We start from the raw sequence: 26,710 nt of genomic DNA on the forward strand, positions 1-26,710 counted from the left end.
CTCCTGCCTGACGGGGAAGCAGCGCTTCGGCTGCGAATACTACATACGATGTAGTAGACATGCCGGTTCACAATGACTGATATGGATTCCGCCACGCCGCGCGAAGCGGACGCGCTCGGCCGGTTCACGCGCTGGGCGCTCCTGGCGGTGACGTTCACCGCCTTGCTGGCCGGCGGCGTCGCCTGGCTGATGGGGGCAGCCACGGTTGCCGACGCCTGCTGGATCGCCGGGACGGTCGCTGCAGTCGTGCCAGCCCTGTGGTGGGTGGTGGCAGCGGTGCGCGGCGGGCGGGTCGGCGTGGATGTCCTCGCGGTGCTGTCCCTCTGCGGGGCGCTGGCGGTGCGGGAGTATCTGGCCGGCGCGCTGATCGGCGTCATGCTCGCGACCGGACAGGCGCTCGACGCGGCCGCGGAACGCCGGGCGACCAAAGACCTTCGGGCCCTGCTGGACCGGGTCCCGCGGACCGCGCGCCGACGCAGGGGTGACGGCGTCGAAGTGGTGGGGGTCGACGACATCGTCGTCGACGACGTCGTGCTGGTCGGCCCTGGGGAGGTGTTGCCCGTCGACGGCGTCGTCCTCTCGGAGTCGGCCGTGCTCGACGACTCGGCACTGACCGGAGAATCGGTGCCCGTCCGCTGCACGCGCGGCGACCAGCTCCGCAGCGGAAGCGTCAACGCCGGGGGCGGACTGGAACTGCGGGCCTCGGCGAGCGCTGCGGACAGCACCTACGCCGGTATCGTCCGGCTGGCCCGGCAGGCGGCCGCCGAATCGGCGCCCGTGGTGCGACTTGCCGACCGCGTCGCGGCGTGGTTCCTGCCCGTTGCGCTCGTCGTTGCCGGCCTTGCCTGGATCTTCAGCGGAACCGCCGAACGTGCGGTCGCCGTGCTGGTGGTCGCGACCCCGTGTCCGCTGCTCTTGGCGGCCCCTGTCGCGATCGTGTCGGGACTGTCCCGGACCTCGCGGATCGGCGTGCTGGTCCGTGGCGGTGGTGCACTCGAAACACTCGGCCGGGCAACCACACTGGTGCTGGACAAGACCGGAACCCTGACCTCCGGGCGGCCCCGCGGCACGGACATTGTGGTGGCGCCGGGTCGCACCGTCGACGAGATCCTGGCCCTGGCCGCATCGGCCGAGCAACTCTCGCCCCACGTGCTCGCCGCCGCTATCGTCCGCGAAGCGCGGGCGCGTGGGCTGCCGCTGACGGTACCGACCTCGACCACCGAGGAGGCCGGTACTGGCGTGTCGGCGGTCGTCGACGGAAAACGGGTCAGCGTCGGCAATCTCACACTCGGCGGTGAGCTGCCGCACTGGGCGGCCGCGGTGGTCTCCAGCGCCTCGCTCGACGGCGCGATGATCGCCTGGGTGCGCATCGACGACGATCTCGCCGGTGCGATCCTGCTGACCGACCCGCCGCGGCCGGACGCTCCCCGCACCCTGCGCCGGCTGCGGGAGGCCGGTATGACGCGGCTGGTGATGCTCACCGGCGACCAGCCCGCTCCCGCCCAACAGATCGGGATCGTGCTGGGTCTCGACGAGGTGGCAGCCCAACAGACCCCCGCCGACAAAGTCGCGCGGGTGCGTGCCGAAAGCGAGCGGGCCGTGACGGCGATGGTCGGCGACGGCGTCAACGACGCGCCCGCCCTGGCCGCCGCCGACGTCGGCATCGCGATGGGTGCCCGCGGGGCGACCGCCAGCTCCGAAGCTGCCGACATCGTGCTCACCGCCGACCGGCTCGACCGCATCGCCGACGCCAAACTCATCGCGCGCCGCTCGCGGCGTATCGCCGTCCAGAGTGCCGTGGTAGGGATGAGCCTGTCGCTGGTCGCCATGGGATTCGCGGCGTTCGGCTGGTTGCCGCCCGCCGCGGGTGCACTACTGCAGGAAGGCATCGATCTGGCGGTGATCCTCAACGCCCTGCGCGCACTCGGCGGCGACCGCGGCGGGCCGCCGCCGCTGAGCCGAGACGGCGAAGCGCTGGTCGCGCGGTTCTCCGCCGAGCACGATCAGATGCGCGACGACCTTGCGGTCCTACGCGATGCCGCACACCAGATCGCCTCGGGATCGCTCGACGGTGCGCTGTTGTCGCTACGCGCGGCCGACGCGTTCCTCCAGGACACTCTGCTGCCGCACGAGGAGGCCGAAGACAGTGCGCTGTATCCGGCGCTGGCCCGGCCGCTGGGTAGCGGCGAAGCCACCGCGACCATGAGCCGGATGCACGCCGAGATCCACCGACTGGCCCAGCGATTGCACACTCATCGGGAACTGGCCGACGCCGCCGGCGCGGTGCGACCCGAACAGAGCGACGACCTGCTGGCCTGCCTCTACGGCCTGTATGCCCTGTTGCGTCTGCACTTCGTGCAGGAGGAGGAGAACTTCTTCGTGCTCGCGCCGGCTTTTCTCGACGGCACGGACCAGACGTGAGGTCCTGGCTGACCCGAAACGTCCGGGTGCTCTCGGCGGTGTCGTTCCTGCAGGACGCCGCCAGCGAGCTGCTCTATCCGCTGCTGCCGATCTACCTCACGGCCGTACTCGGCGCGCCGCCGTCGGTGGTGGGCGCCATCGAGGGTGCTGCGGAGGGCGCCGCCTCGCTGACCAAGCTCGTGGCCGGGCCACTCGGTGACCGGTTCACCAAACGTCCGCTGATCGCCACCGGCTACGGCATGGCCGCGCTGGGCAAGATCATCATCGCCGTCGCGGGCGCATGGTCCGGGGTGCTCGCCGGCCGGGTCGTCGACCGCCTCGGCAAGGGCATCCGCGGCGCACCCCGCGACGCGCTGCTGGTCGAGGGAATCGATGCGTCCGCGCGCGGCAAGGTGTTCGGTTTCCACCGGGCGATGGACACCCTGGGGGCGGTGGTCGGTCCGCTGCTCGGGCTCGTCGGCTATGAACTGCTGGACCATCGGATCCCGCCGCTGCTTTACATCGCGATCATCCCCGCGGTGCTGTCCGTGCTGCTGGTCGTGTTGGTGCGCGAACGCCCCAAGACCGGCCCCCGGCCCGAACGCCAACCGGTGTTCCGCGGGCTGCGGGAACTGCCACGACGCTACTGGCGGGTGACCGCGCTGCTGGTCGCCTTCGGTGTCGTCAACTTCCCCGATGCGCTGTTGTTGTTGCGGCTCAACGAGATCGGCTTCAGCGTCGTCGGGGTGATCCTGGCCTACGTCGGCTACAACCTGGTGTACGCGCTCGGCAGCTTCCCGGCCGGGGTGCTGGCCGACCGACTGCCCCGCTCGGCCGTGTTCGGCATCGGGCTGGTGTTCTTCGCTGTCGGCTACATCGGACTGGGCCTGACCACCGACACTGTCACCGCGTGGCTGCTGCTGGCGGCCTACGGATTGTTCACCGCATGCACCGACGGAGTCGGTAAGGCGTGGATCTCCTCGCTCGCGGGCACCGACCACCAGGCCGGCGCCCAAGGCGTGTTCCAGGGTGCCACCGGGATCGCGGTTCTGGTCGCCGGCGTGTGGGCGGGACTGCTGTGGGGCGCCGACGGCCACCTGCCGCTGCTGATCTCCGGTGCGGCGGGCGCCTTCTTCGCGGTGGTGCTCCTGGTTCCATTGGCCATTCGGCGACCTCGATAGGCTCACCGGCATGCGCGCCATCCACGTCATCGGCATCGGAGCCGGCGATCCCGATTACGTCACGGCCCAAGCGGTTCGCGCGCTCAACGACACCGATGTGTTCTTCGCGATGGACAAGGGCGAAGCCAAGAGCGACCTCGTCGCGCTGCGACGGCAGATCTGCCGGCAGTTCATCGCCGAGCCCGGTTACCGGTTCGTCGAACTGCCGGACCCGAAACGCGCCGCCGACGGCGACTACGGCCAGGCTGTCGCCGAGTGGCACACCGCCCGCGCTCGGCTGTGGGCCCAGGCCATCGAAACCGAACTGGGCCCGGACGGTGTCGGCGCCTTCCTGGCGTGGGGAGATCCCTCGCTGTACGACAGCACACTGCGCATCCTCGACCAGGTGACCGAGCATGTCGAGTTCACCTTCGACGTCATCCCCGGCGTCACCGCGGTGCAGGCGCTGACCGCACGACACCGCATCCCGCTCAACGACGTCGGCGAGCCGGTCCTCATCACCACCGGACGTCAACTGCGGGCCAGCGGCGTGACAGGGACGGCGGTGGTCATGCTCGACGGCGACTGCTCGTTCCTGGGTTGCCCGCCGCAGACCCGGATCTGGTGGGGTGCCTACCTCGGAACGCCCGACGAGCTGCTGATGTCGGGCACTGTCGGTGAGGTCGGCGAGCGGATCGCGCAGCTGCGGGCCGACGCTCGCGCGCGCCACGGCTGGATTATGGACACTTACCTGCTGCGGGAGTAGTAGTCGGCTACCGTCGTGCGGGTGGGTGAAACACTACGCAGCACAACCAGAGTTGCCGGATTCGACGATCCCGAGCTCGACTTCCAGTTGCTCCGCCAACTCGGCTCTGCCGTCTACGGTGGCGCGTCGGTGGGGGAGTGCCTGGCGGTGGCGGCGCAGATTCGCGATGGTGGCGCCCGGCTGTGGAGTGCGGCGTTCGCCGACCTAGCCGAACGTCAGCGTGCCGACGCCGACGCGCGCGCGGCAGCCGGCCACCTCGTCAGCGCGCGTGACCGTTACCTGCACGCGGCCAACAGTTTTCGCAGCGCCGAGTACTTCGCGCCGTTCGGAACGGAGGTCCATGTGCAGCTCGGCCTGGCCAGCCGGGCCGCCTTCCTGGCAGCGATGGAGCGCGACGATATCGAGATGGAGCAGTTGTGGCTGACCTGGCACGGTCAGCGACTGCCCGGCTACTGGTTCGGCACACCGAACGCGCGTGGAACTCTGCTCGCGACAAGCGGATTCGACGGCACACTGGAGGAGACCTACTTCCAGGTGGGCGTGGCGGCCCGGCAGCGCGGCTGGAACGTGATGCTGATCTGCGGGCCCGGCCAGATGGACACCACCCGAACCGAAGCCGACACCCACTTCGTCGGTGACACCGAGACCTGGGTGTCGCCCTGGATCGACCTGGCGCTCGACCGACCCGGCGTCGACCCGCGCAGGCTGGCCCTGCTCGGCATCAGCTTCGGTGGCTACTTCGCGTCGCGCGCCGCGGCGCACGACACCAGAGTGGCTGCGCTGGTGGCTAATTCACCGGTCATCGATCTGCGCGCCTACATGGTGGCGTTCGTCGCCGGCCTCGGCGGCGACCCCGAAGAGGTGCTGACAGCGGAGGACGATTTCAGCGCGGCCGACATCGACGAGATTCCCGACGAGGAGATGCCACCCACGATCAAGGAGATGTCGCGCTCGCTGATCCGCCGTTTCGGCCAGGACACCTTTCTGGCAACATTCGCCTATCTGCGGGAGTTCACCGTCGACCCGGTGCAGATCCGCTGCCCGGCGCTGGCGCTCGTCGGCACCGGCGAAGGCAGCGAACCGATCCGCCAATACCAGGAGTTCTGTCGTCGCGCCGGCGGACCCGTCACCGGCCGGACCTTCACCGGCGAGGAGGGCGCGGACACCCACTGTCAGCTGGCCAACCTCACCCTGTCCAACGCGGTGATCTTCGACTGGCTCGACCAGATGCTCGCGTCACCGTCCTGACCGCCGTCCGGTCTGGGAGGATCAAGGCATGGGACCCTTCCTCCTTCGTGCCGCGGTGACCGGACTGGCACTCTGGGTCGTCACCCTGCTCGTGCCCGGCATCAGCTTCGTCGGGGGCCAGACAGGTCTGCAGCGGGCCGGCATCGTCCTGGTGGTCGCCGTCATCTTCGGAGTGGTGAACGCGATCATCAAACCGATCGTGCAGTTCCTCGCCCTGCCGCTGTACATCCTGACGCTCGGGCTGATCCACATCGTCATCAATGCGCTGATGCTGTGGATTACGGCGGGTATCACCGAGCGCACCACGCACTGGGGATTGCAGATCGACAATTTCTGGTGGACCGCGGTGTGGGCCGCCATCGTCCTGTCAATCGTCAGCTGGGTGCTGTCATTGGCATTTCGCAGTGCCGACCGGGTATGACGCTGCGCGGCTAGCCTGAGGACATGCCTGAACTGCCCGAAGTCGAGGCCCTCGCCGACCACCTGCGCCGGCACGCCGTCGGGAAAACCGTCGAGCGGGTCGACATCGGCGCACTCTCGGCACTCAAGACCTTCGACCCGCCGACGTCGGCCCTGCACGGAGTGACCGTCAACGGCGCGCACCGCTGGGCCAAATATCTCGGACTCCAGGTGGGAGACCTGTACCTGATCACCCATCTGTCGCGCGCCGGCTGGCTGCGGTGGTCGGACAAACTCGCCCCCGCCCCACTCAAACCCGGCAAGGGGCCCATTGCCTTGCGCGTGCACCTCGGCGGTGGCGAAGGTTTCGACCTGACCGAGGCCGGCACCCAGAAGCGGCTGGCGGTGTGGATCGTCGACGACCCCGCCAAGGTGCCCGGCATCGCCACCCTCGGACCCGACGCACTGGAGATCACCCCCGGGCAACTGGCGCACATCCTCGCACCGCACAGCGGACGCATCAAGACGGTGATCACCGACCAGAAGGTCATCGCCGGCATCGGCAACGCCTACAGCGACGAGATCCTGCATGTGGCGAAACTCTCGCCGTTCGCGACCGCCAACAAGCTCACCGCCGCACAGCTGGACGCCCTGCACGACGCGATGGTCTCGGTGCTCTCCGACGCGGTGCAACGCTCGGTGGGTCAGCAAGCCGCGACGCTGAAGGGGGAGAAGCGATCCGGGCTGCGCGTACACGCCCGCACCGGACTGCCGTGCCCGGTCTGCGGGGACACGGTGCGCGAGGTGTCCTTCGTCGACAAGTCGTTCCAGTACTGCCCCACCTGCCAGACCGGCGGCAAGGTACTGGCCGACCGGCGCATGTCGAAGCTGCTGAAGTAGCCGTCCGGCCTGGCGTTAAGCTGCCCGGATGACCCGGCAGAAGATCCTCATCACCGGTGCGAGTTCCGGACTCGGGGCGGGTATGGCCCGCGCGTTCGCCGCCAAGGGCCGCGACCTGGCGCTGTGCGCGCGCCGGGGGGACCGCCTCGATGAGCTCAAGGCCGAACTCACGCAGCGCTATCCGCACATCACCGTCGCCGTCGCGGTCCTCGACGTCACCGATCACGAGCAGGTGCCCAAGGTGTTCGCCGCGCTGGCCGACGAACTCGGCGGCCTCGACCGGGTGATCGTCAACGCCGGAATCGGCAAGGGAGCGCCACTCGGGTCGGGCAAGCTGTGGGCCAACAAGGCCACCATCGACACCAACCTCGTCGCCGCGCTGGTGCAGACCGAGACGGCGCTGGAGATGTTCAAAGCGGCCGGCTCCGGGCATCTGGTGCTGATCTCCAGCGTGCTCGGCAACAAGGGCGTCCCCGGCGTCAAGGTCGCCTACGCGGCCAGCAAGGCTGGTGTCTCGTCGCTAGGCGCATCATTGCGGGGCGAATACTCCTCGGGCCCAATCAAAGTCACCGTCATCGAGCCCGGCTACATCGAGTCGGAGATGACCGCGAAGTCGAACAGCACCATGCTGATGGTCGACAACGAGACCGGTGTCCGCCAGATCGTCGACGCTATCGAACGCGAGAAGGGTCGGGCCATCGTCCCGGGGTGGCCGTGGATCCCGCTGGTGGCCTTGCTCAAGGTGCTGCCGCCGCGGTTTACCAAGCCGTTCGCCTAGCGAACCCGGCTCGGTTGTTGGCCGGGCCTCGCTTCGCCTGGCGGCTCAGCGAACCCGGCTCGGTTGTTGGCCGGGCCTCGCTTCGCCTGGCGGCTCAGCGAACCCGGCTCGGTTGTTGGCCGGGCCTCGCTTCGCCTGGCGGCTCAGCGAACCCGGCTCGGTTGTTGGCCGGGCCTCGCTTCGCCTGGCGGCTCAGCGAACCCGGCCGCGTGCCTGCCGGTAGCGGCGCACCAGCTCGTCGGTCGAGCTGTCGGTCTGCTCCGGCGGCGAGCCGTCGCTCGTGATCACCCCGAGCAGCGCCTTGGCCTGGGTCTTGCCCAGCTCCACACCCCACTGGTCGAACGAGTCGATACCCCAGATCACGCCCTCGGTGAACACCTGATGTTCATAGAGCGCGATCAGCTGACCCACCACCGACGGGGTCAGCCGGTTCGCGAGGATCGACGTGGACGGCCGGTTGCCCGGCATCACCTTATGCGGCACCACATCAGCGGGGGTGCCCTCGGCCGCGATCTCCTCGGCCGTCTTGCCGAACGCCAGCACCTGGGTCTGGGCGAAGAAGTTACTCATCAACAGGTCGTGCATGCTGCCGGTTCCGTCGGCCGTCGGCAGGTCGTCGGTGGGCTCGGAAAACCCGATGAAGTCCGCCGGCACCAGCCGGGTGCCCTGATGCAGCAACTGATAGAAGGCGTGCTGGCCGTTGGTTCCCGGCTCGCCCCAGAAGATCTCGCCCGTCGGGGTTGTTACAGCGGTCCCGTCGGCCTTCACCGACTTTCCGTTCGACTCCATCGTCAGCTGCTGCAGATACGCCGCGAAGCGGGACAGATCGTTGGAATACGGCAGCACCGCGCGGGTCTCGGCGCCGAAGAAGTCGGAGTACCACAGCCCGATGAGGCCGAGCAGAGCCGGCGCGTTGGATTCCAGCGGTGCGGTCGCGAAGTGGCGGTCGACGATGTGGAAGCCGGACAGGAAGTCGGCGAACGCCTCCTTGCCGATCACCGCCATCACCGACAGGCCGATCGCCGAGTCCACCGAGTAGCGGCCGCCGACCCAGTCCCAGAACCCGAACATGTTGGCCGTGTCGATCCCGAAGCCGTCGACCAGCTTGGCGTTGGTCGACACCGCGACGAAATGCTTCGCCACCGCGGCATCACCGAGGGCGTCAGTCAGCCAGCGGCGCGCGGCGGTGGCGTTGGTCAGTGTCTCCAACGTCGAGAACGTCTTGGAAGCGATGATGAAAAGCGTTGTGGCCGGATCGAGTCCGTCGAGCTTGGCTACCAGGTCGGCTGGGTCGACGTTGGAGACGAACCGCGCCGAGATGCCGGCGTCGGCGTAGTGGCGCAGCGCCTGGTACACCATCACCGGGCCCAGATCCGAGCCGCCGATGCCGATGTTCACCACGGTTGTGATCCGTTCGCCGGTGGCGCCGGTCCACTCGCCGCTGCGCAGCTTGTCGGTGAAGGAGCCCATCGCGTCGAGCACCTCGTGCACGTCGGCGACGACGTCCTGACCGTCGACCTCCAGCTCGGCGTCACGCGGCAGCCGCAGGGCGGTGTGCAGCACGGCGCGGTTCTCGGAGGTGTTGATGTGTTCCCCGGACAGCATGGCGTCGCGGCGCTCCTCAAGGTGCGCGGCGCGGGCCAGATCCACCAGAAGGCCCAGCGTCTCGCGGGTCACCCGGTGCTTGCTGTAGTCGATGTAGAGGTCGCCGACGGTCAGGGTGAGTTCGCTGCCGCGGGCGGGATCCTCGGCGAAGAGTTCGCGGAGCTGTTTCCCGGCGATCTGGTCATGGTGGCGACGCAGTGCGTTCCATTCCGGCGTGGCGGAAATGTCTCCAGTCATTCCGTCGACCCTAGTGTGACGAGATGTCCAAAGGTGTACATGATGGAGGCATGAGCACCCCAGACATTGAACGGCTGTTGTCGTCGGTTCCGACCGGACTGTGGATCGGTGGTGAGGAGCGGGCCGGCTCATCGACGTTCGAGGTCTACGACCCGTCGAACGACACCGTCATCACCACGGTGGCCGACGCGACCGCTGCCGACGCCGTCGCCGCACTCGACGCCGCGTGCGCAGTGCAGGCCAGCTGGGCCGCCACCCCGGCCCGCGAGCGCGGGGAGATCCTGCGCTCGGTGTTCGAGACCATCATCGCCAAGGCCGACGACCTCGCGACGCTGATGACACTGGAGATGGGCAAGGTCGTCGCGGAAAGCATGGGCGAGGTGAAGTACGGCGCCGAGTTCTTCCGCTGGTTCGCCGAGGAGGCGGTGCGCATCGGCGGCCGCTACACGCCCTCGCCGGCCGGCACGGGCCGCATCATCGTCACCAAGCAGCCCGTCGGCCCCTGCTACGCCATCACCCCGTGGAACTTCCCCCTGGCGATGGGCACCCGCAAGATCGGGCCCGCATTCGCCGCCGGCTGCACCATGATCGTCAAGCCGGCCCAGGAGACGCCGCTGACCATGCTGCTGCTGGCCAAGCTGATGGACGAGGCTGGCCTGCCCAAGGGTGTGCTCTCGGTGCTGCCGACCAGCCATCCCGGCGACGTCACCAAGGCGCTGATCGACGACGGCCGGCTGCGCAAGCTCACCTTCACCGGCTCGACCGGAGTCGGCAAGGCCCTGGTCGCCCAGTCCGCCGACAAGCTGCTGCGCACCTCGATGGAACTCGGCGGCAATGCGCCGTTCGTCGTCTTCGACGACGCCGACGTCGACGCCGCGGTGGAAGGCGCGATGCTGGCCAAGATGCGCAACGGCGGCGAGGCCTGCACCGCAGCGAATCGCCTGCACGTCGCCAACGCCGTCATCGAGGAGTTCACCGACAAGTTCGTCAAGCGCATGGGCGAGGTCAATCTGGGTAACGGCCTGGACCCCTCGGCCAAGCTCGGCCCGCTGGTCAACACCAAGCAGCTGGCCAAGGTCCAGGAACTCGTCGACGACGCCGTGAATAAGGGAGCGAAGGTCGCTTTGGGCGGTCAGGCTCCCGGTGGGCCGGGCAACTTCTACCCGGCCACGGTGCTCACCGACGTCCCGCCGAACGCCCGGATCCTCACCGAAGAGGTCTTCGGGCCGGTCGCCCCGATCATCGGCTTCGACACCGAGGAAGAGGGCGTGGCCGCGGCCAACAACACCGAATACGGTCTCGCGTCCTACATCTACACCGAGTCCCTCGACCGGGCGCTGCGGGTGGCCGAGGCGATCGAGTCCGGCATGGTGGGCGTGAACCGCGGGGTGATCTCCGACCCGGCAGCCCCGTTCGGTGGGGTGAAGGAGTCCGGATTCGGGCGTGAAGGCGGCTACGAGGGCATCGAGGAGTACCTCGACACCAAGTACATCGCGCTGACCAACTGACGCTAGCTGTGGCCTACCCCATGCTTGCAATTGCAAGCATGGGGTATCTAGTCGGCTATGAACGTCGCGAGTCGCACTCAACGCAGGGGAATGCCCGAACTGGTGGTCGCTCAGCTCGCCGGAGCGGTGGGCGGCCTCATGCTCGCCCTCGACCAGCTCCTCCCGCACCCTCCGCAGCGCTACAAGATCGTCGACAAAAATCTGACCCGCTGCTGATCGCACCCGCGCGCCCACCGGGCTTCGCGCCGGTCTGCCCCTAAACTCACAGACCGGACTGGAGGGAGCGAGGTGACCGCGGCTCCGGTGCGTTTGTCTGCACGACGCCGGTGGGTCGATGCCGTGCCCAGCGCGGCGACTCACGGCCCGGCGCGTCGTCGTGACCCTGGTCGTGGCGCTGGAATCCCTGCCCTCAACGGCATCCGCGGCGTGGCCGTCGCGTTGGTGTTGGTCGGTCACGGTGGCATCCCCGGTCTCGGCGGCGGATTCATCGGCGTCGACATCTTCTTCGTGCTCAGCGGATTCCTGATCACCTCGCTGCTGCTCGAGGAGTTGACCCGCGTCGGCCGAATCAACCTGGGAGCGTTCTGGATTCGGCGGGCCAGGCGGCTGTTGCCGGCCGCCCTGCTTCTGGGGCTGGCTGTGGTGGCCATCCGGCCGTTGTTCGCACCGGACTCGGTGAGCACGCTGCGCGCCGACGCCGTGGCGGCGTTCCTGTGGGTGTCGAACTGGGCCTTCGTCGCGCACAAGACCGACTACTTCAGTCAGGGCGCCGCCCCCTCACCGCTGCAACACACCTGGTCACTCGGCGTCGAGGAACAGTTCTACCTGGTGTGGCCGGTGCTGATCGTGTCCGTCGTGCTGCTGCTCGTCCTGATCGCGCGGCGCCGGCACACCGGGGTGAGCGTTCGGGCGGTACGGCTGGCCGTCATCTCGGTGGCCGGGGTCGCGGCAGTCGCGTCAGCCGCGGCCGCGGTCGTGATGTCCTCGGACGATGCACTGACCCGGGTGTACTTCGGTACCGACACCCGCGCGCAGGCGCTGCTGATCGGTGCCGCGACGGCGGCACTGTTCGTGCGGGACTGGCCGGCGGCGATGGCCGGCTGGTCGTTGATCCGGTCCCGCTGGGGCCGCTGGCTGGTGCGCATCCTGCCGGTGGCTGGGGTGGCGGTGCTGGCCGCGGCAACCCACTTCGTCACCGGCAGCGCCGTCGAATTCCGCCACGGTCTGCTCACTGTCGTCGCGCTCGCCGCCGCCGCGGTGATCACGTCGGTGGCGCTGGACCCGAGTGGTCCGGTGGCCCGCGTGTTCGCAGCACCGCCGCTGGTGTGGCTCGGATTGATCTCCTACGGCGTCTACCTCTGGCACTGGCCGATCTTCCTGCTGCTCAACGGTGAGCGCACCGGATGGGCGGGTTATCCGCTGTTCGCGGCCCGGTGTGCGGCCACGCTCGCGGTCGCAGGGCTGTCCTGGTGGTTGATCGAGCAGCCGGTGCGTCGCTGGCAACCGGTGCACGTACCACCGTTGCGGCTGGCCGGCGCGACGGTCGCCACTGCCGTCATCGTGACGATGCTCGCCGTGCCGGTGGGTTCGCGGCTCGACGCAGAGCCCGGCCCGGACGTCTCCCAGGCCGCGATGACATCCCCGGTCGAACAGGTCAGGATGGCGGCGCCGGTCCAGCGCGGGCCGCGCCAGCACACCGTGGCCGTGTTCGGCGACTCGGTGGCCTGGACGATGATGCGCTACCTGCCGCCGACACCGGGCATGACGTTTCTGGACCGCACCACGATCGGCTGCGGGCTGGCCCGCGGCGGTCCGTACCGCTACAGCGGGAAGGTCCTCGAACAGAAGCACGAGTGCGACGACTGGCCGCAGCGCTGGTCGCTGCGGATCGCCCACGACCGGCCCGACGTGGTGCTGCTCGTCGTCGGCCGCTGGGAGGTGGTCGACCGCAAGTGGCGGGGGGAGTGGAGCCACATCGGGCAGTCCGACTACGACGACTACCTCACCGGCGAACTACGGCGGGCGCTGAAGATCCTGACGTCCACGGGTGCGCGAGTGGTGGTCACCACCGAGCCGTTCAACCGGCACGGCGAACAGGCGAACGGCAACCTGTATCCGGAGGATCAGCCGAGCCGGGTCAAACGCTGGAACACCATGCTGCGCAACGTCGTCGGCGACCGACCGGATGTGACGGTGCTCGACCTGAACAAGAAGCTCGGGCCGGGCGGCGTCTACACCGACAAGATCAACGGGGTACGGGTACGCAGCGACGGCGTGCACCCGACCAAGGACGCGGTCACCTGGCTGGCGCCGTGGCTCGTCGACGCCGTGCGCTGAGCCGACAGCGCCTGGCGAGCAGACACAAACTCACCGCAACAGCGGGCGTTGAGCGCGATTCTGCGTCTGCTCGCGGCGAGAAACGGCTCAGTGCCCGAGCCTGCCGCGGCCCATCCGCAGCAGCAGCATCGCCAAGTCCTTGCCGTCCTGGCCGAGCTGGCCGTAACGCTCGATGACCTTCATCTCGCGGCTATGCACCAGTCGGGTGCCGCCGGAGGCCATCCGCGCCTTACCGATCGCCTGGGAGACCTCGGTGCGGCGCTTGACCGCGGCCAGGATCTCGGCGTCGAGCCGGTCGATCTCCTTGCGCAGTGCGTCGATGTCGGGTTCGGCTTCTGGGACCATTTCCAAAGTCATCGCTTCGTTCTCCTCGTGTGTGGGTCTGGTCTCATTCGATTCCGGGCCTCACACAAGAGACGAGCCCCGGATCCGGATGCGGACCGCGGGGCTCTCGGGTTGAGCAGCTAGACACCCACGGGCACCGCGGACCGGTACCCGTAGAAAAATCGACGCTGCGGAGAAAGCACGTATAGAGTCTGCCACCTCGAAGCCCGGCTTCGCAAAAAACTGTCGCCGTGCAGCGGTAAGTTGGGTCGGACATGAGTGTGCACGTAACGGACTTCCAGCCCCCAGCCCAAGCAGCCGAACTCCTCGACGGTCTCAACCCGCAGCAGCGCCAGTCGGTGCTACACGAGGGGTCCCCGCTGCTGATCGTGGCCGGCGCCGGTTCGGGTAAGACCGCGGTGCTGACTCGCCGCATCGCCTACCTGCTGGCGGCCCGGGACGTCGGGCCGGGCCAGGTGCTGGCCATCACGTTCACCAACAAGGCCGCCGCCGAGATGCGCGAGCGGGTCGTCTCGCTGGTCGGTCCCCGGGCCCGCAATATGTGGATTTCCACCTTCCACTCTTCGTGCGTGCGGATCCTGCGTAACCAGGCCTCCCTGCTGCCCGGGCTGAACTCCAACTTCTCGATCTACGACGCCGACGACTCACGCCGGCTGCTGCTGATGATCGGCAAGGACATGGGCCTGGACCTCAAGCGGTATTCGCCGCGGCTGCTGGCCAATGCCATCTCCAACCTCAAGAACGAACTGATCAGCCCCGAGGACGCACTCGCCGCGCTGGAGCCCGCCGCCGACGAACTGGCCCGAACGGTCGCCAGCGTCTACGGCGAATACCAGCGCCGGCTGCGTGGTGCCAATGCTCTGGATTTCGACGACCTCATCGGCGAGACGGTCGCGGTGCTGCAGAACTACCCGCAGATCGCCCAGTACTACCGCAGGCGCTTTCGGCACGTCCTGGTCGACGAGTACCAGGACACCAACCACGCCCAGTACGTGCTGGTGCGTGAACTCGTCGGCGCCGCCGCCCCCGACACCGACACCGTGCCGCCCAGCGAGCTGTGCGTCGTCGGCGACGCCGACCAGTCGATCTATGCCTTCCGTGGTGCGACGATCCGCAACATCGAGGACTTCGAACGCGACTTCCCCAACGCCACCACGATCCTGCTCGAGCAGAACTACCGCTCCACCCAGAACATCCTGTCGGCGGCGAATTCGGTGATCTCCCGCAACGCCAACCGGAGGGACAAGCGGCTGTGGACCGATGCGGGCGAGGGTGAACTGATCGTCGGCTACGTGGCCGACAACGAGCACGACGAGGCACGGTTCGTCGCGAGCGAGATCGACGCGCTCGCCGATCGCGGTGGGTTCTCCTACAACGACTTCGCGGTGTTCTACCGGACCAACAACTCGTCGCGCTCGCTGGAAGAGGTGTTCATCCGGGCCGGCATCCCCTACAAGGTCGTCGGTGGCGTTCGGTTCTACGAGCGCAAGGAGATTCGCGACATCGTTGCCTACCTGCGGGTGTTGGACAACCCCGGTGATGCGGTGAGCCTGCGGCGCATCCTGAACACTCCCCGCCGGGGCATCGGGGATCGCGCCGAGGCGTGCGTGGCGGTGTACGCCGAGAACACCGGCTCCAATTTCGCCGACGCGCTGGCCGCCGCGGCAGCCGGCAAGGTGCCGATGCTGAACACGCGCTCGGAGAAGGCGATCGCCAGTTTCGTCAACCTGCTCGACGACTTGCGCGGCAAGCTCGACGACGAGCTCGGCGACCTCGTCGAGGCGGTGCTCGACCGCACCGGCTACCGCCGCGAACTGGAGTCCTCCGGCGATCCGCAGGACCTGGCGCGACTGGACAACCTGAACGAATTGGTCAGCGTCGCACACGAATTCAGCATCGATCGCGCGAACGCCGCCGCCCTGGCCGATGAGGACGAAGGCGCCGACAGCGACGACGAGGATGTCCCGCAGACCGGGATCCTCGCCGAATTCCTGGAGCGGGTGTCACTGGTTGCCGACTCCGACGACCTTCCCGAGCACGATCACGGCGTGGTCACGATGATGACCCTGCACACCGCCAAGGGACTGGAGTTCCCGGTGGTCTTCGTGACCGGTTGGGAGGACGGAATGTTCCCGCACATGCGGGCGCTGGGCGACCCGGGGGAGCTTTCCGAAGAACGCCGGCTGGCTTACGTCGGCATCACCCGCGCCCGCCAGCGGCTCTATCTCACCAGGGCGAAGGTCCGTTCCTCGTGGGGCCAGCCGATGCTCAACCCCGAATCACGGTTCCTGCGTGAGATTCCCGAGCACCTCCTGGACTGGCGCCGCACCGATCCGGCCCCGTCGTTCAGTGCACCGGGCCGGTACTCGCCGGGTGGGGGCGGCTTCTCAGCCGGCGGCGGGGTGGGTGGCACCGGCCGACCGTCGCCGAACCGGGCGTCCGGCGGGAGCAAGCGGCCGCCGATCACACTGGTACCCGGGGACCGGGTCAACCACGACAAGTACGGTCTGGGCCGCGTCGAGGAAGTCTCCGGCGCTGGCGAATCGGCCATGTCGCTGATCGACTTCGGCAGCGCTGGCCGGGTCAAGCTGATGCACAACCACGCGCCGATCCAGAAGCTCTAGCCTCAGCGCAGCCGGCACCAGCGGAGTGTCGACGGGTGGAACGCCAGCGCCAGACTGGCCAGCGGCAGCACCGGGATCAGGTACACCGGCCAGGGAGTGCGTGCCCCGGCGACGAAAACACTGCCGAACGTGAGCAGCGCGACGACGGCGCCGAACGCGAGTAGATAGCGGCCCACCGACCGACGAAGCAGCAGCAGGATCACTCCCGACACCGTCGTGACGCCGAACAGCACCGTCAGGAAACCGACTGCGAGACAGAACAATCGGTCGGTACGCCACCAGCCGGTGACCAGGTCGGTGGCCACCACCGCGGTCGCCCATCCGCCGATGATGCTCACGGCGCTGGCCGCGATCGCGGTGCCTCCGGTGCCGATGTCGACGATGGCGGGACGGGCCGGAACGGCAACCGGTGCGGCGCGGCGGATCAGCCCGGTGGGGACGTCGTCGGCGGGCGGGCGCGGCATGTTGGTGGTCTGCGCCTCGGCCGCCTGCGGTACCGGGCCGGTCGGGGCGCGACGGATGATGCTGGTGCGGGGCTCTTCGGACCTGGGAATGGGGCCGGACGGCTGGCGCCGGATGATGCGGGTCTGCGGGTCGTGCGGTTCTGACACCGGGTCAGCCGACGTACGGCCCTACGGCCAGGCCGCGCTTGGCCAGCCACGGCACCGGATCGGTGCGGTTGGTGCCGCCCAGCAGGACTTCGAAGTGCAGGTGCGGACCGGTGGAGTTACCGCGGTTGCCGACGGTGGCGATCTGATCGCCGGCGAAGACCCGCTGACCGATCTGGACCAGCCAGGTGTTGACGTGGCCGTACAGCGTGACCGTGCCGTCCGAGTGCCGGATCTTGACCCAGGCGCCGTACCCGGCTGTCGGGCCGGCGTCGACGACGACACCGTCGGAGGCGGCGACGATCGGCGTGCCGATCGGGGCGGCGAGGTCGATCCCGGCGTGCAGCGCGCCCCACCGGTAACCGAAGCCGGAGGTGAAGACCCCCTTGGTGGGCATGACGAACAAGGGGCGCGCAAGGCGGGCTTCGCGCTCGGCCCGTTCCTGGGCGTAGGCCACGCCGTTGGCGAGTTCTTCGCCGTGGACGGCAGCGTCGGCGATGGGCTTGACCGCGACGAGCTGCATGCCGCGCGGCGTGGTGAAGGTGCCGTCCATCGGGGTCATGTCGGCGGCCAGCACGGTCTGCGTGGTGGCCTCGGTGGCAGGCTTGACGGCCGTGTAGGCGGCCGCAGCGGCGGCCCCGGCTGCCATGGCGGCGATCATCACGCGGCCCTTGACGGCGCCGGTCGGCTGCCTGCGGTGCTGCGGGGTCCGGGGCAGCACATCGGTGTTCTCGGTGTTGCTGTAGCGCGGTATTTCGGCGCGGCGGGTGTCGCGGCGGGCATCGGGGGTGGCGAACTCGGCGGGAACCACCAATCGCAGCGGCTTCAGGTCGTCGACGTCGTGCATGTCGTCGAGCTCGGGGCAGTGCACGACCCGGGACTCGGTGTCGAAGGCGGTGTGCTCGCGGAGATCGATGTCGCAGAGATCGCCGAATTCGTTGAACGGGATGATGTCGGTGACGTCGACTCGGTCGGGATCGGCGGCCCGGCTCGATGGCGCTGGGCGGTCGTAGGACCCGGTCTTGGCACGCGAGGCCGGGTTGTCTCCGAACAGAGATCCTGCCGACCGATGCTGCGTCAAAACTCTAATGTCCCTCTAGTCGTGACCAAAGCGTTATCTCAGACCACGAAGACGGTAACGAAGATGCGCGGGGGGTGGCAACCCATGCGGTTATTCCACGGTGGATTGTGAGTTGAATCACTTGCACCGCACGGTGAGATGTGCCACATGAGTGGTGGGCGAGGAGGGCGGCTCCGGACCCTCTCGATACAGTTCCCCCGGAGCGACTTCCTCAACCAACTCATCAAAAAGCAGTCAGCGCCGACCAGACAGTGAGCCCATGGATCTATTCGAATATCAGGCGAAGGAATTGTTCGCCAAGCACAACGTTCCCACCACCCCGGGCCGGGTCACCGACTCCCCAGCGGACGCGAAGGCCATCGCCGAGGAGATCGGTAAGCCCGTGATGGTCAAGGCCCAGGTCAAGGCCGGTGGCCGCGGCAAGGCGGGGGGCGTGAAGTACGCCGCCACCCCCGATGACGCGTTCACCCACGCCCAGAACATCCTCGGGCTGGATATCAAGGGACACATCGTCAAGAAGTTGCTGGTGGCCGAGGCCAGCGACATCGCCGAGGAGTACTACATCTCCTTCCTGCTCGATCGTTCCAACCGCACCTACCTGGCCATGTGCTCGGTCGAGGGCGGCATGGAGATCGAGGAGGTCGCCGCGACCAAGCCCGAGCGGCTGGCCAAGGTGCCCGTCGACGCCGTCAAGGGGGTCGACCTGGCCTTCGCGCGCGAGATCGCCGAGAAGGGCCACCTGCCCGCTGAGGTGCTCGACGCCGCCGCGGTGACCATCCAGAAGCTGTGGGAAGTCTTCGTCGGCGAGGACGCCACCCTGGTGGAGGTCAACCCGCTGGTGCGCACGCCGGACGATCAGATCCTGGCGCTGGACGGCAAGGTCACGCTCGACGCCAACGCCGACTTCCGCCAGCCCGGCCACGCCGAGTTCGAGGACCGCGACGCCACCGACCCGCTCGAGCTGAAGGCCAAGGAGAACGACCTCAACTACGTCAAGCTCGACGGCGAGGTCGGCATCATCGGCAACGGCGCGGGTCTGGTCATGTCGACTCTGGACGTCGTCGCCTACGCCGGCGAGAACCACGGCGGCGTGAAGCCCGCCAACTTCCTCGACATCGGTGGCGGCGCCTCGGCCGAGGTGATGGCCAACGGCCTCGACGTGATCCTGGGCGACAGCCAGGTCAAGAGCGTCTTCGTCAACGTCTTCGGCGGCATTACCGCGTGCGACGCGGTGGCCAACGGCATCGTCAAGGCGCTGCAGATCCTCGGTGACGAAGCCAACAAGCCGCTCGTGGTCCGCCTGGACGGCAACAACGTCGAGGAGGGCCGCCGCATTCTTGCCGAGGCCAACCACCCCCTGGTCATCCAGGCCGAGACCATGGACGCCGGCGCCGACAAGGCCGCCGAGCTGGCCAACAAGTAAGGGACACAACAGATGTCGATTTTTCTGAACAAGGACAGCAAGGTCATCGTCCAGGGCATCACCGGTGGCGAGGGCACCAAGCACACCGCGCTGATGCTCAAGGCCGGCACTCAGGTGGTCGGCGGCGTCAACGCGCGCAAGGCCGGCACCACGGTGTCGCATGTGAACAAAGAGGGCCAAAGCGTCGATTTACCGGTGTTCGGTTCGGTGGCCGAGGCAATGAAGGAGACCGGCGCCGACGTGTCGATCGCCTTCGTGCCGCCGGCGTTCTCCAAGGACGCCATCATCGAGGCCATCGACGCCGAGATCCCGCTGCTGGTCGTCATCACCGAGGGAATTCCGGTGCAGGACAGCGCTTATGCGTGGGCCTATAACGTCGACAAGGGCGAGAAGACCCGCATCATCGGGCCGAACTGCCCCGGCATCATCACCCCCGGTGAGTCGCTGGTCGGCATCACGCCGAACAACATCACCGGCAAGGGGCCGATCGGTCTGGTGTCGAAGTCCGGCACGCTGACCTACCAGATGATGTACGAACTGCGCGATCTCGGCTTCTCGACCGCCATCGGCATCGGCGGCGACCCGGTCATCGGCACCACCCACATCGACGCCATCGAGGCGTTCGAGAAGGATCCTGAGACCAAGATCATCGTGATGATCGGCGAGATCGGTGGCGACGCCGAGGAGAAGGCGGGCGCCTACATCCAGGCCAACGTCTCCAAGCCGGTCGTCGGATATGTCGCCGGGTTCACCGCGCCGGAAGGCAAGACCATGGGCCACGCAGGCGCCATCGTCTCCGACGGTGCGGGCACCGCGCAGGGCAAGAAGGAAGCCCTCGAGGCCGCCGGGGTCAAGGTCGGCAAGACGCCGTCGGAGACCGCCAAGCTGGCTCGAGAGATCCTGCAGAGCCTGTAGCAACTCCTCTGCGCGAGCAGACGCAATGTCCCCGCACGCCCCGGCGTGTCGGGGACATTTGCGTCTGGCGGGCAGCTCATATCCGACCATCGGGGTGCGCAGCGCGGGCGCGAGTTGGCGCAACAGTAACGTGTTCTATTAGCCTGTCGAACTATGGTCGATCCGCGCACTCCCGTCATCGTCGGCGTCGGTCAGTTCACCGAGCGACTCGGCGATTCGGCCTACCACGGGATGTCGTCGGTGGACCTGGCCACCGAGGCGGTTCGCGCCGCCCTGGCCGACACCGCAGCGGACGTTGCCGCTGTCGCACGGGCGATCGAGGTGTTCGCCGGGCTGCGGCAGTTCGAGATCTGCACGCCGTTCACCAAGCCGCCGCTGGGTGCCTCCGACAATTACGTCCGGTCGGTGGCGGCGCGGGTCGGCTCGGATCCTGCGCGGGCGGTGCTCGAGCCGATCGGCGGCAACGGCCCGCAGAAACTGGTGACGGAGTTCGCCGGGTTGATTGCCGCCGGCGAGATCGAGGTGGCGTTGATCCTCGGCTCGGAGAACGGCTCGACGCTGAAGACCTTCGCCGGTCGCGACAATGCACCCGACCACAGCGAGACCGTAGGCGGGCAGCTCGATGACCGCGGATACGGCTTCGAGCAGTACATGAGCGAGTACACCGCCAAGCACGGACTCACCGGCGCACCGGTGCAGTACGGCCTGTTGGACAACGCCCGGCGTGGCCGGCTGGGCTTGGGCGTCGACGATTACCGGCTGAAGATGGCCGAACTGTTCGCACCGTTCTCGAAAGTGGCTGCCAAGAATCCTTTCTCGTCCTCGCTGGCCGAGCGTTCGGTCGAGGAGCTGGCCACGGTCACCGCCGACAACCGGATGATCTGCGACCCGTATCCGCGGCTGATGGTGGCTCGGGACACGGTCAACCAAGGGGCCGCAGCAATCGTGATGTCAGTCGGGGCCGCACGCAAACTCGCTGTGCCCGAGGAAAAGTGGGTGTACCTGCACGGGCATGCCGACCAGATCGAGCAGGACATGCTCGATCGCGTCGATCTCGGCACCAGCGTCTCGGCGCAACAGGCTGTGGCAGAAGCCCTTCGCGTCGCGGGTATCGACATGGGCCAGGTGAGCACCCTCGACCTGTACAGCTGCTTCCCGTTCCCGGTCTTCGCGGTGTGCGACGACTTCGGGTTGGCCGCCGACGACCCGCGCGGGCTCACCCTGACCGGCGGCCTGCCGTATTTCGGCGGTCCCGGCAACAGCTACTCGTTGCACGCGATCGCCGAGACCGTCGCCGAAATGCGGTACAAGCCAGGTGTATTCGGTCTTGTCGGCGCCAACGGTGGCATCATGAGCAAGTACTCGGTGGGCGTCTACTCGACCACCCCCGTCGATTGGGCGCCGGATCGCAGCAAGGTGTTGCAGGCGGACATCGCCGCACTGCCGAAGGTACCCGTCACCCGCAATGCAGACGGTACCGGGGTGATCGAGACGTACTCGGTGCGCTATGACTGGCCGGAGCGCACCGGCGTCATTGTCGGCCGCCTGGACGCCGACGAAAGCCGTTTCATGGCCATCAGCACCGACGAGGATCTGCTGAGCCTGATGACAGACGGCGACCCGCTGGGTGTGGGCATCGCCGTCACCGCCGGTGAGGATGGGATCAACCGCGCGACACTGGCCTGATCGCGCAGAACAACGCCAGGGGTCTAGAGGTCCATCGCGGCGAGCTTGCCAGCCAGCCGCTCCACATAGCCGGCGACCTCGTCGGCCGGCTTATCGGGCAGCCCGAAAAGCACCTCGGTGACGCCGATTTCACGCCAGTGCGCCAGCTTCTCGGGAACCGGCTTGAAGTCCAGCGCCACGATCTGCGGAGTACCGTCCCGGCCGGCGCCCGCCCAGGTGTCCTGCAGCAACTTCACCGGTGCGTCGATGTCGAAGTCGCGCGGCGTCGTGATCCAGCCATCGGCGCTGCGGGCGATCCACTTGAAGTTTTTCTCGGTGCCGGCCGCCCCGACAAGAACGGGGATGTGCGGCTGGATCGGCTTGGGCCACGCCCAGCTCGGGCCGAACTTGACGAACTCGCCGTCGAACGACGCCTCTTCCTTGGTCCACAGTTCACGCATGGCCTCGATGTACTCGCGCAGCATCGTGCGGCGGCGGCCCGGCGGTACGTTGTGATCGGTCAACTCGTCTGTGTTCCAACCGAATCCGACTCCGAGGCTGACCCGTCCGCCGGAGAGGTGGTCGAGGGTGGCGATGGACTTCGCCAGCGTGATCGGATCGTGCTCCACCGGCAACGCCACCGCGGTCGAGAGCCGGACTCTGGAGGTGACTGCGCACGCGGTACCCAGGCTGACCCACGGATCCAGGGTGCGCATGTAGCGGTCGTCGGGCAGCGACTCGTCGCCGGTGGTCGGGTGGGCGGCTTCGCGCTTGACCGGGATGTGGGTGTGCTCGGGCACGTAGAACGTGGTGAACCCGTGATCGTCGGCGAGTTTGGCCGCCGCGGCCGGGGTGATGCCCCGATCACTGGTGAACAGAACGAGCCCGTAGTCCATGCGGTGCATTAGAACGTGTGGCAATGACCCGGGCAAGGAAGCGTTTCATTCGCCGAGACCCGAGGCGCGCTCACGCCACCAGCGGCGACGTCCGGACAACAGGCGACGTTCGGGCAACACCTGCACTCTCGGCGAGTTAAAGGGGTGACCGGCAGGCGCGGTGTCGTCACGATGCAACACCATGACGACCGAACGCATCGCCGATCAGGTGAAATTCGCATACTGGGTGCCCAACGTCAGTGGCGGCCTGGTGACCAGCACCATCGAGCAGCGCACCGACTGGAACTACGACTACAACGTCAAGCTCGCGCAGACCGCCGAGAACAACGGCTTCGAATACGCGCTGAGCCAAGTGCGTTACGAGGCGAGCTACGGCGCGGAATACCAGCACGAGTCCACCAGCTTCTCGCTGGCGCTGTTGCTGGCGACGCAACGGCTCAAGCTCATCGCCGCCGTACATCCCGGACTCTGGCAACCGGCGGTATTGGCCAAGCTGGGCTCCACCGCCGACCACCTCTCCGGTGGACGATTCGCCGTCAACGTCGTCTCCGGCTGGTTCAAGGACGAATTCACCCACCTGGGCGAACCCTGGCTGGAGCACGACGAGCGCTACCGGCGAAGTGCCGAGTTCCTGCAGGTGCTGCGCAAGATCTGGACCGAGGACGACGTGGACTTCCGCGGCGACTTCTACCGCATCCACGACTTCACCCTCAAGCCCAAGCCGCTGAACACCGCCGAGCGCCCGAACCCGGAGATCTTCCAGGGCGGCAACTCCACCGCGGCGCGCCGTAACGGCGGGCTGTATGCGGACTGGTACTTCTCCAACGGCAAGGACTTCGACGGAGTCACCGAGCAGCTGGTCGACGTGCGCGAGCACGCCCGCGGCGTGGGGCGCGAGGTCAAGTTCGGCCTCAACGGCTTCATCATCGCCAGGGACACCGAGAAGGAGGCAAAGAAAGTCCTGCGCGAGATCATCGCCAAGGCCGACCGGCCCGCCGTCGAAGGCTTTCACGCGGCGGTGCAGCAGGCCGGCAGCTCCACCGGCGACAAGCGCGGCATGTGGGCCGGCTCCGCATTCGAGGACCTGGTTCAGTACAACGACGGATTCCGCACCCAGCTCATCGGCACCCCCGAACAGATCGCCGAACGCATCGCCACCTATCGCAAGCGCGGGGTGGACCTCATTCTCGGCGGCTTCCTGCACTTCCAGGAGGAGATCGAGTACTTCGGTGCCAAGGTGCTGCCCCTGGTGCGCGAGATCGAGTCAGCCGAAAGCGATTCGGTGGGGGCGCCGCTGCTGGCTTCTGCTTGAGCCGACACCGCCGGTCGCCGACCGCCGGTGTGACACGCCGATGGTCATCATCCCCGCGGCGCGGTGCGCTAGCGTGGTGAGCGAACCGGGCCTGCGGGTCCGTTCGCGCGCCACAACCGACGCAGCGCCGCGGGGATGCGCGGCGTGACAAGGCTGAAGGAGAGGCCATGACTTACCCGCCCACCAATCCGGGCTACCCACCGTCGCAGCCACCCGGCTCCTATGGCGCTCCCGGGCCGTCGTACGCACCGGCCGAGGCTGGACCGAGCAAGCTGCCCCAGTACCTGACGATCGCCGTCGTCGTCCTCGGCCTGGCCGCGTACCTGGCCAGCTTCGGCCCGGTGTTCACCGTCAGCGCCGAGATGGGGCCGTTCGGCGGCGCCGAACTCACCGGAAGCGGTGGCGGCTACCCGGTGATCGCCGCGCTCATCGCGGCATTGCTGGCAGCTGTCAGCCTGCTGCCGAAAGCGAAGAACTACGACGGCATCGTCGCCACGGCGTCGGTGCTCGCGGTCCTGCTGGTCATCGCCCAGGTGGTGAGCAAGCCCGCCGGGTTCTCGATCGGCTGGGCGCTGTGGCTGGTGCTGGCGTTCGTCCTGTTCCAGGCCGTCGTCGCGGTCGCGGCTTTGTTGTTGGAGGCCGGCATCATCACCGCGCCGGCGCCGCGGCCCCGCTACGAACAGTTCGGGCAGTACGGGCCCCCGCCGGGTGGTTACTACGGCCAGCAGGGTCAGCCAGGTCAGCCGGGCCCGTCCCAAGGCCCGCCGCAGCGACCGGGCTATCCCTCTCAGTACGGCGGTGGGTACTCCTCAGGCCCGTCCACCGGCGGCTTCGGCGGCCACGGACCCCAGAGCGGTCCGCCCACCCCGCCGACCGGATTCCCGAGCTTCAGCCCGCCACCCTCGGTCGGATCGGGCCAGCAGCCGTCCGGACAGCCGGAACATCAGTCGCAGGCGCCGTCATCGTCGCCGTCGGCTGGCCCCAACCCGTCCTGACCCGACGCTCTTCGCGCAACTCGCCTAGCTGGCGCGTCGAGTGACACGGATGGAGAACACGCGGCCCGTCGGCGCCCGGCAGGCGCGTGACCTGGTGCGGGTCGCCTTCGGCCCGTCGGTCGTCGCGCTGGGCGTGATCGCCGCGGTGACGTTGATGCAGTTGGTGATCGCCAACAGCGACATGACCGGCACGTTGGGCGCCGTTGCCAGCATCTGGCTGGCTGTTCACCAGGTGCCGATTTCGATCGCCGGCCACCAGCTGGCGGTGCTGCCGTTGCTGCCGGTGCTGTTGATGGTGTGGGGTACGGCGCGCACTACCGCGCAGGCCACCTCGCCGCGGGCATCCTGGTTCGTCATCCGCTGGATCGTCGCTTCGGCGTTGGGCGGGCCGTTGCTGCTGGCGGCCATCGCGCTGGCCGTCATCCACGACGCCTCGTCGGTGATCACCGTGCTGCAGACGCCGAGTGCCCTGCGCGCGTTCTCCGGGGTGTTGGGCGTGCACGGCGTCGGTGCGCTGATCGGTGTCGGTTCCCGGGTGGGCTGGCGCGCGCTGCGGTCGCTGGGTCTGCCGTTATGGCTGGGCGACACGGTGCGCGCCGCGACGGCCGGTCTGCTGGCCCTGTTCGGGTTGTCGGGGGCGGTGACCGCCGCGTCGCTGGTTGTGCACTGGGCCACCATGCACGAGTTGTACGCGGTGACCGACTCGTTGTTCGGGCAGTTCAGCCTGACGGTCCTGTCGGCGCTGTACGTGCCGAACGTCATTGTCGGGACGTCCGCGGTCGCGGTGGGCTCCAGTGCGCACATCGGGTTTGCCACGTTCAGTTCGTTCACGGTCTTCGGGGGCGACATTCCCGCGCTACCGATCCTGGCTGCCGTTCCCACGCCCCCGCTGGGACCGGTGTGGGTGGCGTTGCTGATCGTCGGCGCGGCGTCCGGCGTGGCGGTGGGCCAGCAGTGCGCCCGCCGGCCGCTGCCGTGGCCGGCGGCGCTGGCCAAGCTGGCGGTGGCCTCGGTGCTGGCGGCGGTGACGATGGCGGTGCTGGGCTATGCCGGCGGCGGCAAGCTGGGCAACTTCGGCGACGTCGGGGTGGACCAGGCCACGTTCGGCCCGGGGGTCTTCTTCTGGTTCTTCGCGGTCGGATCGGTGACGGTCCTGATGACCGGTGGGTTGGCGCGCCGGCCGAAACGGATCAAGCCTGCGGTGCCGGTGTCCACCGAACTGGAATTCGACGAGCCGCAGTTCGGCGATGTCGAGGCGCTCACTACGCCGATACCCGATGCCGCCGATGTACCGGCCGATGCGCCCGCCGATGTGTCCGCGGCCGGCGCCGCGGAGCCGGAACCCGACCCTGAACCAGAACCAGAACCGGCGGCACCGCCGGTGCCGCCGCGGCCGCCGCGGCCGGTGCGCCCCGCGCCCGACCTGGAGGACGTCGAGGACCTGATGGTGGTCGACGACGACATCGAGGCCGAACCCGACCGCTGAGGCTAGCCGCCGGCGGGCACCG

At 68.1% G+C, this 26,710-nt stretch carries 21 protein-coding genes and 1 pseudogene; 17 read left to right on the plus strand and 5 right to left on the minus strand.

Translation table 11 applies throughout. The features are described 5' to 3' along the window. The first annotated feature begins 81 nt into the window (after positions 1-81). From ACXDF8_RS16285 to ACXDF8_RS16315, 7 genes are read left to right on the plus strand one after another with little or no spacing between them, the layout of a single operon-like run. Positions 82-2,421 carry a heavy metal translocating P-type ATPase gene (locus ACXDF8_RS16285; protein WP_457224299.1) on the plus strand — a complete coding sequence of 780 codons (2,340 nt, stop codon included), beginning with the start codon at positions 82-84 and terminating at the stop codon, positions 2,419-2,421. After that, complete coding sequence (locus ACXDF8_RS16290) at positions 2,418-3,581, plus strand: MFS transporter (protein WP_457224300.1); 1,164 nt, start codon at positions 2,418-2,420, stop codon at positions 3,579-3,581. The genes ACXDF8_RS16285 and ACXDF8_RS16290 overlap by 4 nt, the downstream gene beginning before the upstream one ends. A gap of 10 nt (positions 3,582-3,591) precedes the next feature. Next, positions 3,592-4,326: a precorrin-6A synthase (deacetylating) gene (gene cobF, locus ACXDF8_RS16295; protein ID WP_457224301.1), complete on the plus strand. Its 735-nt coding sequence runs from the start codon at positions 3,592-3,594 to the stop codon at positions 4,324-4,326. 21 nt (positions 4,327-4,347) lie between these two features. Continuing rightward, entirely contained in the window at positions 4,348-5,574 is a 1,227-nt protein-coding gene (locus ACXDF8_RS16300) for an alpha/beta hydrolase family protein (protein ID WP_457224302.1), read from the plus strand. 28 nt (positions 5,575-5,602) lie between these two features. Beyond that, a complete protein-coding gene (locus ACXDF8_RS16305) occupies positions 5,603-5,995 on the plus strand; it encodes a phage holin family protein (protein WP_457224303.1) in 393 nt (130 codons plus the stop codon). A gap of 23 nt (positions 5,996-6,018) precedes the next feature. Further along, on the plus strand, positions 6,019-6,873 hold the full coding sequence (locus ACXDF8_RS16310; RefSeq protein ID WP_457224304.1) for an Fpg/Nei family DNA glycosylase: 855 nt from the start codon (positions 6,019-6,021) through the stop codon (positions 6,871-6,873). A gap of 28 nt (positions 6,874-6,901) precedes the next feature. Next, complete coding sequence (locus ACXDF8_RS16315) at positions 6,902-7,651, plus strand: SDR family oxidoreductase (protein WP_457224305.1); 750 nt, start codon at positions 6,902-6,904, stop codon at positions 7,649-7,651. Positions 7,652-7,843: 192 nt separating this feature from the next. Here the strand turns inward: ACXDF8_RS16315 and pgi are convergent, their stop codons facing one another. Continuing rightward, positions 7,844-9,493 carry a glucose-6-phosphate isomerase gene (gene pgi / locus ACXDF8_RS16320; RefSeq protein ID WP_457224306.1) on the minus strand — a complete coding sequence of 550 codons (1,650 nt, stop codon included), beginning with the start codon at positions 9,491-9,493 and terminating at the stop codon, positions 7,844-7,846. Between the two features lie 50 nt (positions 9,494-9,543). On the opposite strand from pgi, the gene ACXDF8_RS16325 reads away from it, so the two are divergent. The 3 genes from ACXDF8_RS16325 to ACXDF8_RS16335 all read left to right on the plus strand — a co-directional run bounded on the left by ACXDF8_RS16325 (position 9,544) and on the right by ACXDF8_RS16335 (position 13,338). Then, positions 9,544-11,001 (plus strand): NAD-dependent succinate-semialdehyde dehydrogenase, encoded by a 1,458-nt coding sequence (locus ACXDF8_RS16325; protein WP_457224307.1) that lies wholly within the window; start codon positions 9,544-9,546, stop codon positions 10,999-11,001. 90 nt (positions 11,002-11,091) lie between these two features. After that, a complete protein-coding gene (locus ACXDF8_RS16330; RefSeq protein ID WP_457224308.1) occupies positions 11,092-11,217 on the plus strand; it encodes a hypothetical protein in 126 nt (41 codons plus the stop codon). A 72-nt stretch (positions 11,218-11,289) separates the two neighbouring features. Beyond that, positions 11,290-13,338, plus strand: coding sequence for an acyltransferase family protein (locus tag ACXDF8_RS16335; protein ID WP_457224309.1), 2,049 nt, complete (start codon positions 11,290-11,292; stop codon positions 13,336-13,338). A gap of 87 nt (positions 13,339-13,425) precedes the next feature. On the opposite strand, the pseudogene ACXDF8_RS16340 reads toward ACXDF8_RS16335, so the two are convergent. Further along, a pseudogene (locus ACXDF8_RS16340) lies at positions 13,426-13,730 on the minus strand (chorismate mutase). Between the two features lie 207 nt (positions 13,731-13,937). Here ACXDF8_RS16340 and pcrA point away from each other — a divergent pair. Further along, the gene (gene pcrA, locus ACXDF8_RS16345; RefSeq protein ID WP_457224310.1) at positions 13,938-16,307 is read left to right on the plus strand and encodes a DNA helicase PcrA; all 2,370 of its coding nucleotides are present in this window, start codon (positions 13,938-13,940) and stop codon (positions 16,305-16,307) included. 2 nt (positions 16,308-16,309) lie between these two features. On the opposite strand, the gene ACXDF8_RS16350 is transcribed toward pcrA, so the two are convergent. Together ACXDF8_RS16350 and ACXDF8_RS16355 are read right to left on the minus strand one after the other, a co-directional pair. Next, a complete protein-coding gene (locus ACXDF8_RS16350; RefSeq protein ID WP_457224311.1) occupies positions 16,310-16,918 on the minus strand; it encodes a hypothetical protein in 609 nt (202 codons plus the stop codon). Positions 16,919-16,922: 4 nt separating this feature from the next. After that, positions 16,923-17,996: a M23 family metallopeptidase gene (locus ACXDF8_RS16355; protein ID WP_457224312.1), complete on the minus strand. Its 1,074-nt coding sequence runs from the start codon at positions 17,994-17,996 to the stop codon at positions 16,923-16,925. Between the two features lie 259 nt (positions 17,997-18,255). Between ACXDF8_RS16355 and sucC the strand changes: the two genes are divergently transcribed. From sucC to ACXDF8_RS16370, 3 genes are all read left to right on the plus strand, one after another. After that, positions 18,256-19,419, plus strand: coding sequence for an ADP-forming succinate--CoA ligase subunit beta (gene sucC / locus ACXDF8_RS16360; RefSeq protein ID WP_457224313.1), 1,164 nt, complete (start codon positions 18,256-18,258; stop codon positions 19,417-19,419). A gap of 12 nt (positions 19,420-19,431) precedes the next feature. Next, positions 19,432-20,334: a succinate--CoA ligase subunit alpha gene (gene sucD, locus ACXDF8_RS16365; RefSeq protein WP_457224314.1), complete on the plus strand. Its 903-nt coding sequence runs from the start codon at positions 19,432-19,434 to the stop codon at positions 20,332-20,334. 153 nt (positions 20,335-20,487) lie between these two features. Continuing rightward, on the plus strand, positions 20,488-22,020 hold the full coding sequence (locus ACXDF8_RS16370) for an acetyl-CoA acetyltransferase (protein ID WP_457224315.1): 1,533 nt from the start codon (positions 20,488-20,490) through the stop codon (positions 22,018-22,020). 23 nt (positions 22,021-22,043) lie between these two features. On the opposite strand, the gene ACXDF8_RS16375 is transcribed toward ACXDF8_RS16370, so the two are convergent. Next, positions 22,044-22,895: an LLM class F420-dependent oxidoreductase gene (locus tag ACXDF8_RS16375; protein ID WP_457224316.1), complete on the minus strand. Its 852-nt coding sequence runs from the start codon at positions 22,893-22,895 to the stop codon at positions 22,044-22,046. Positions 22,896-23,076: 181 nt separating this feature from the next. Here ACXDF8_RS16375 and sfnG point away from each other — a divergent pair, with 181 nt between their 5' ends. The 3 genes from sfnG to ACXDF8_RS16390 all read left to right on the plus strand — a co-directional run bounded on the left by sfnG (position 23,077) and on the right by ACXDF8_RS16390 (position 26,688). After that, positions 23,077-24,207: a dimethylsulfone monooxygenase SfnG gene (gene sfnG / locus ACXDF8_RS16380; protein ID WP_457224317.1), complete on the plus strand. Its 1,131-nt coding sequence runs from the start codon at positions 23,077-23,079 to the stop codon at positions 24,205-24,207. Positions 24,208-24,374: 167 nt separating this feature from the next. Beyond that, positions 24,375-25,202, plus strand: a complete 828-nt coding sequence (locus tag ACXDF8_RS16385) for a DUF5336 domain-containing protein (RefSeq protein WP_457224318.1) — start codon at positions 24,375-24,377, stop codon at positions 25,200-25,202. A gap of 49 nt (positions 25,203-25,251) precedes the next feature. Continuing rightward, on the plus strand, positions 25,252-26,688 hold the full coding sequence (locus tag ACXDF8_RS16390) for a cell division protein PerM (protein WP_457224319.1): 1,437 nt from the start codon (positions 25,252-25,254) through the stop codon (positions 26,686-26,688). Positions 26,689-26,710 lie beyond the last annotated feature (22 nt).

This window comes from Mycolicibacterium sp. CBM1 (assembly GCF_054073305.1).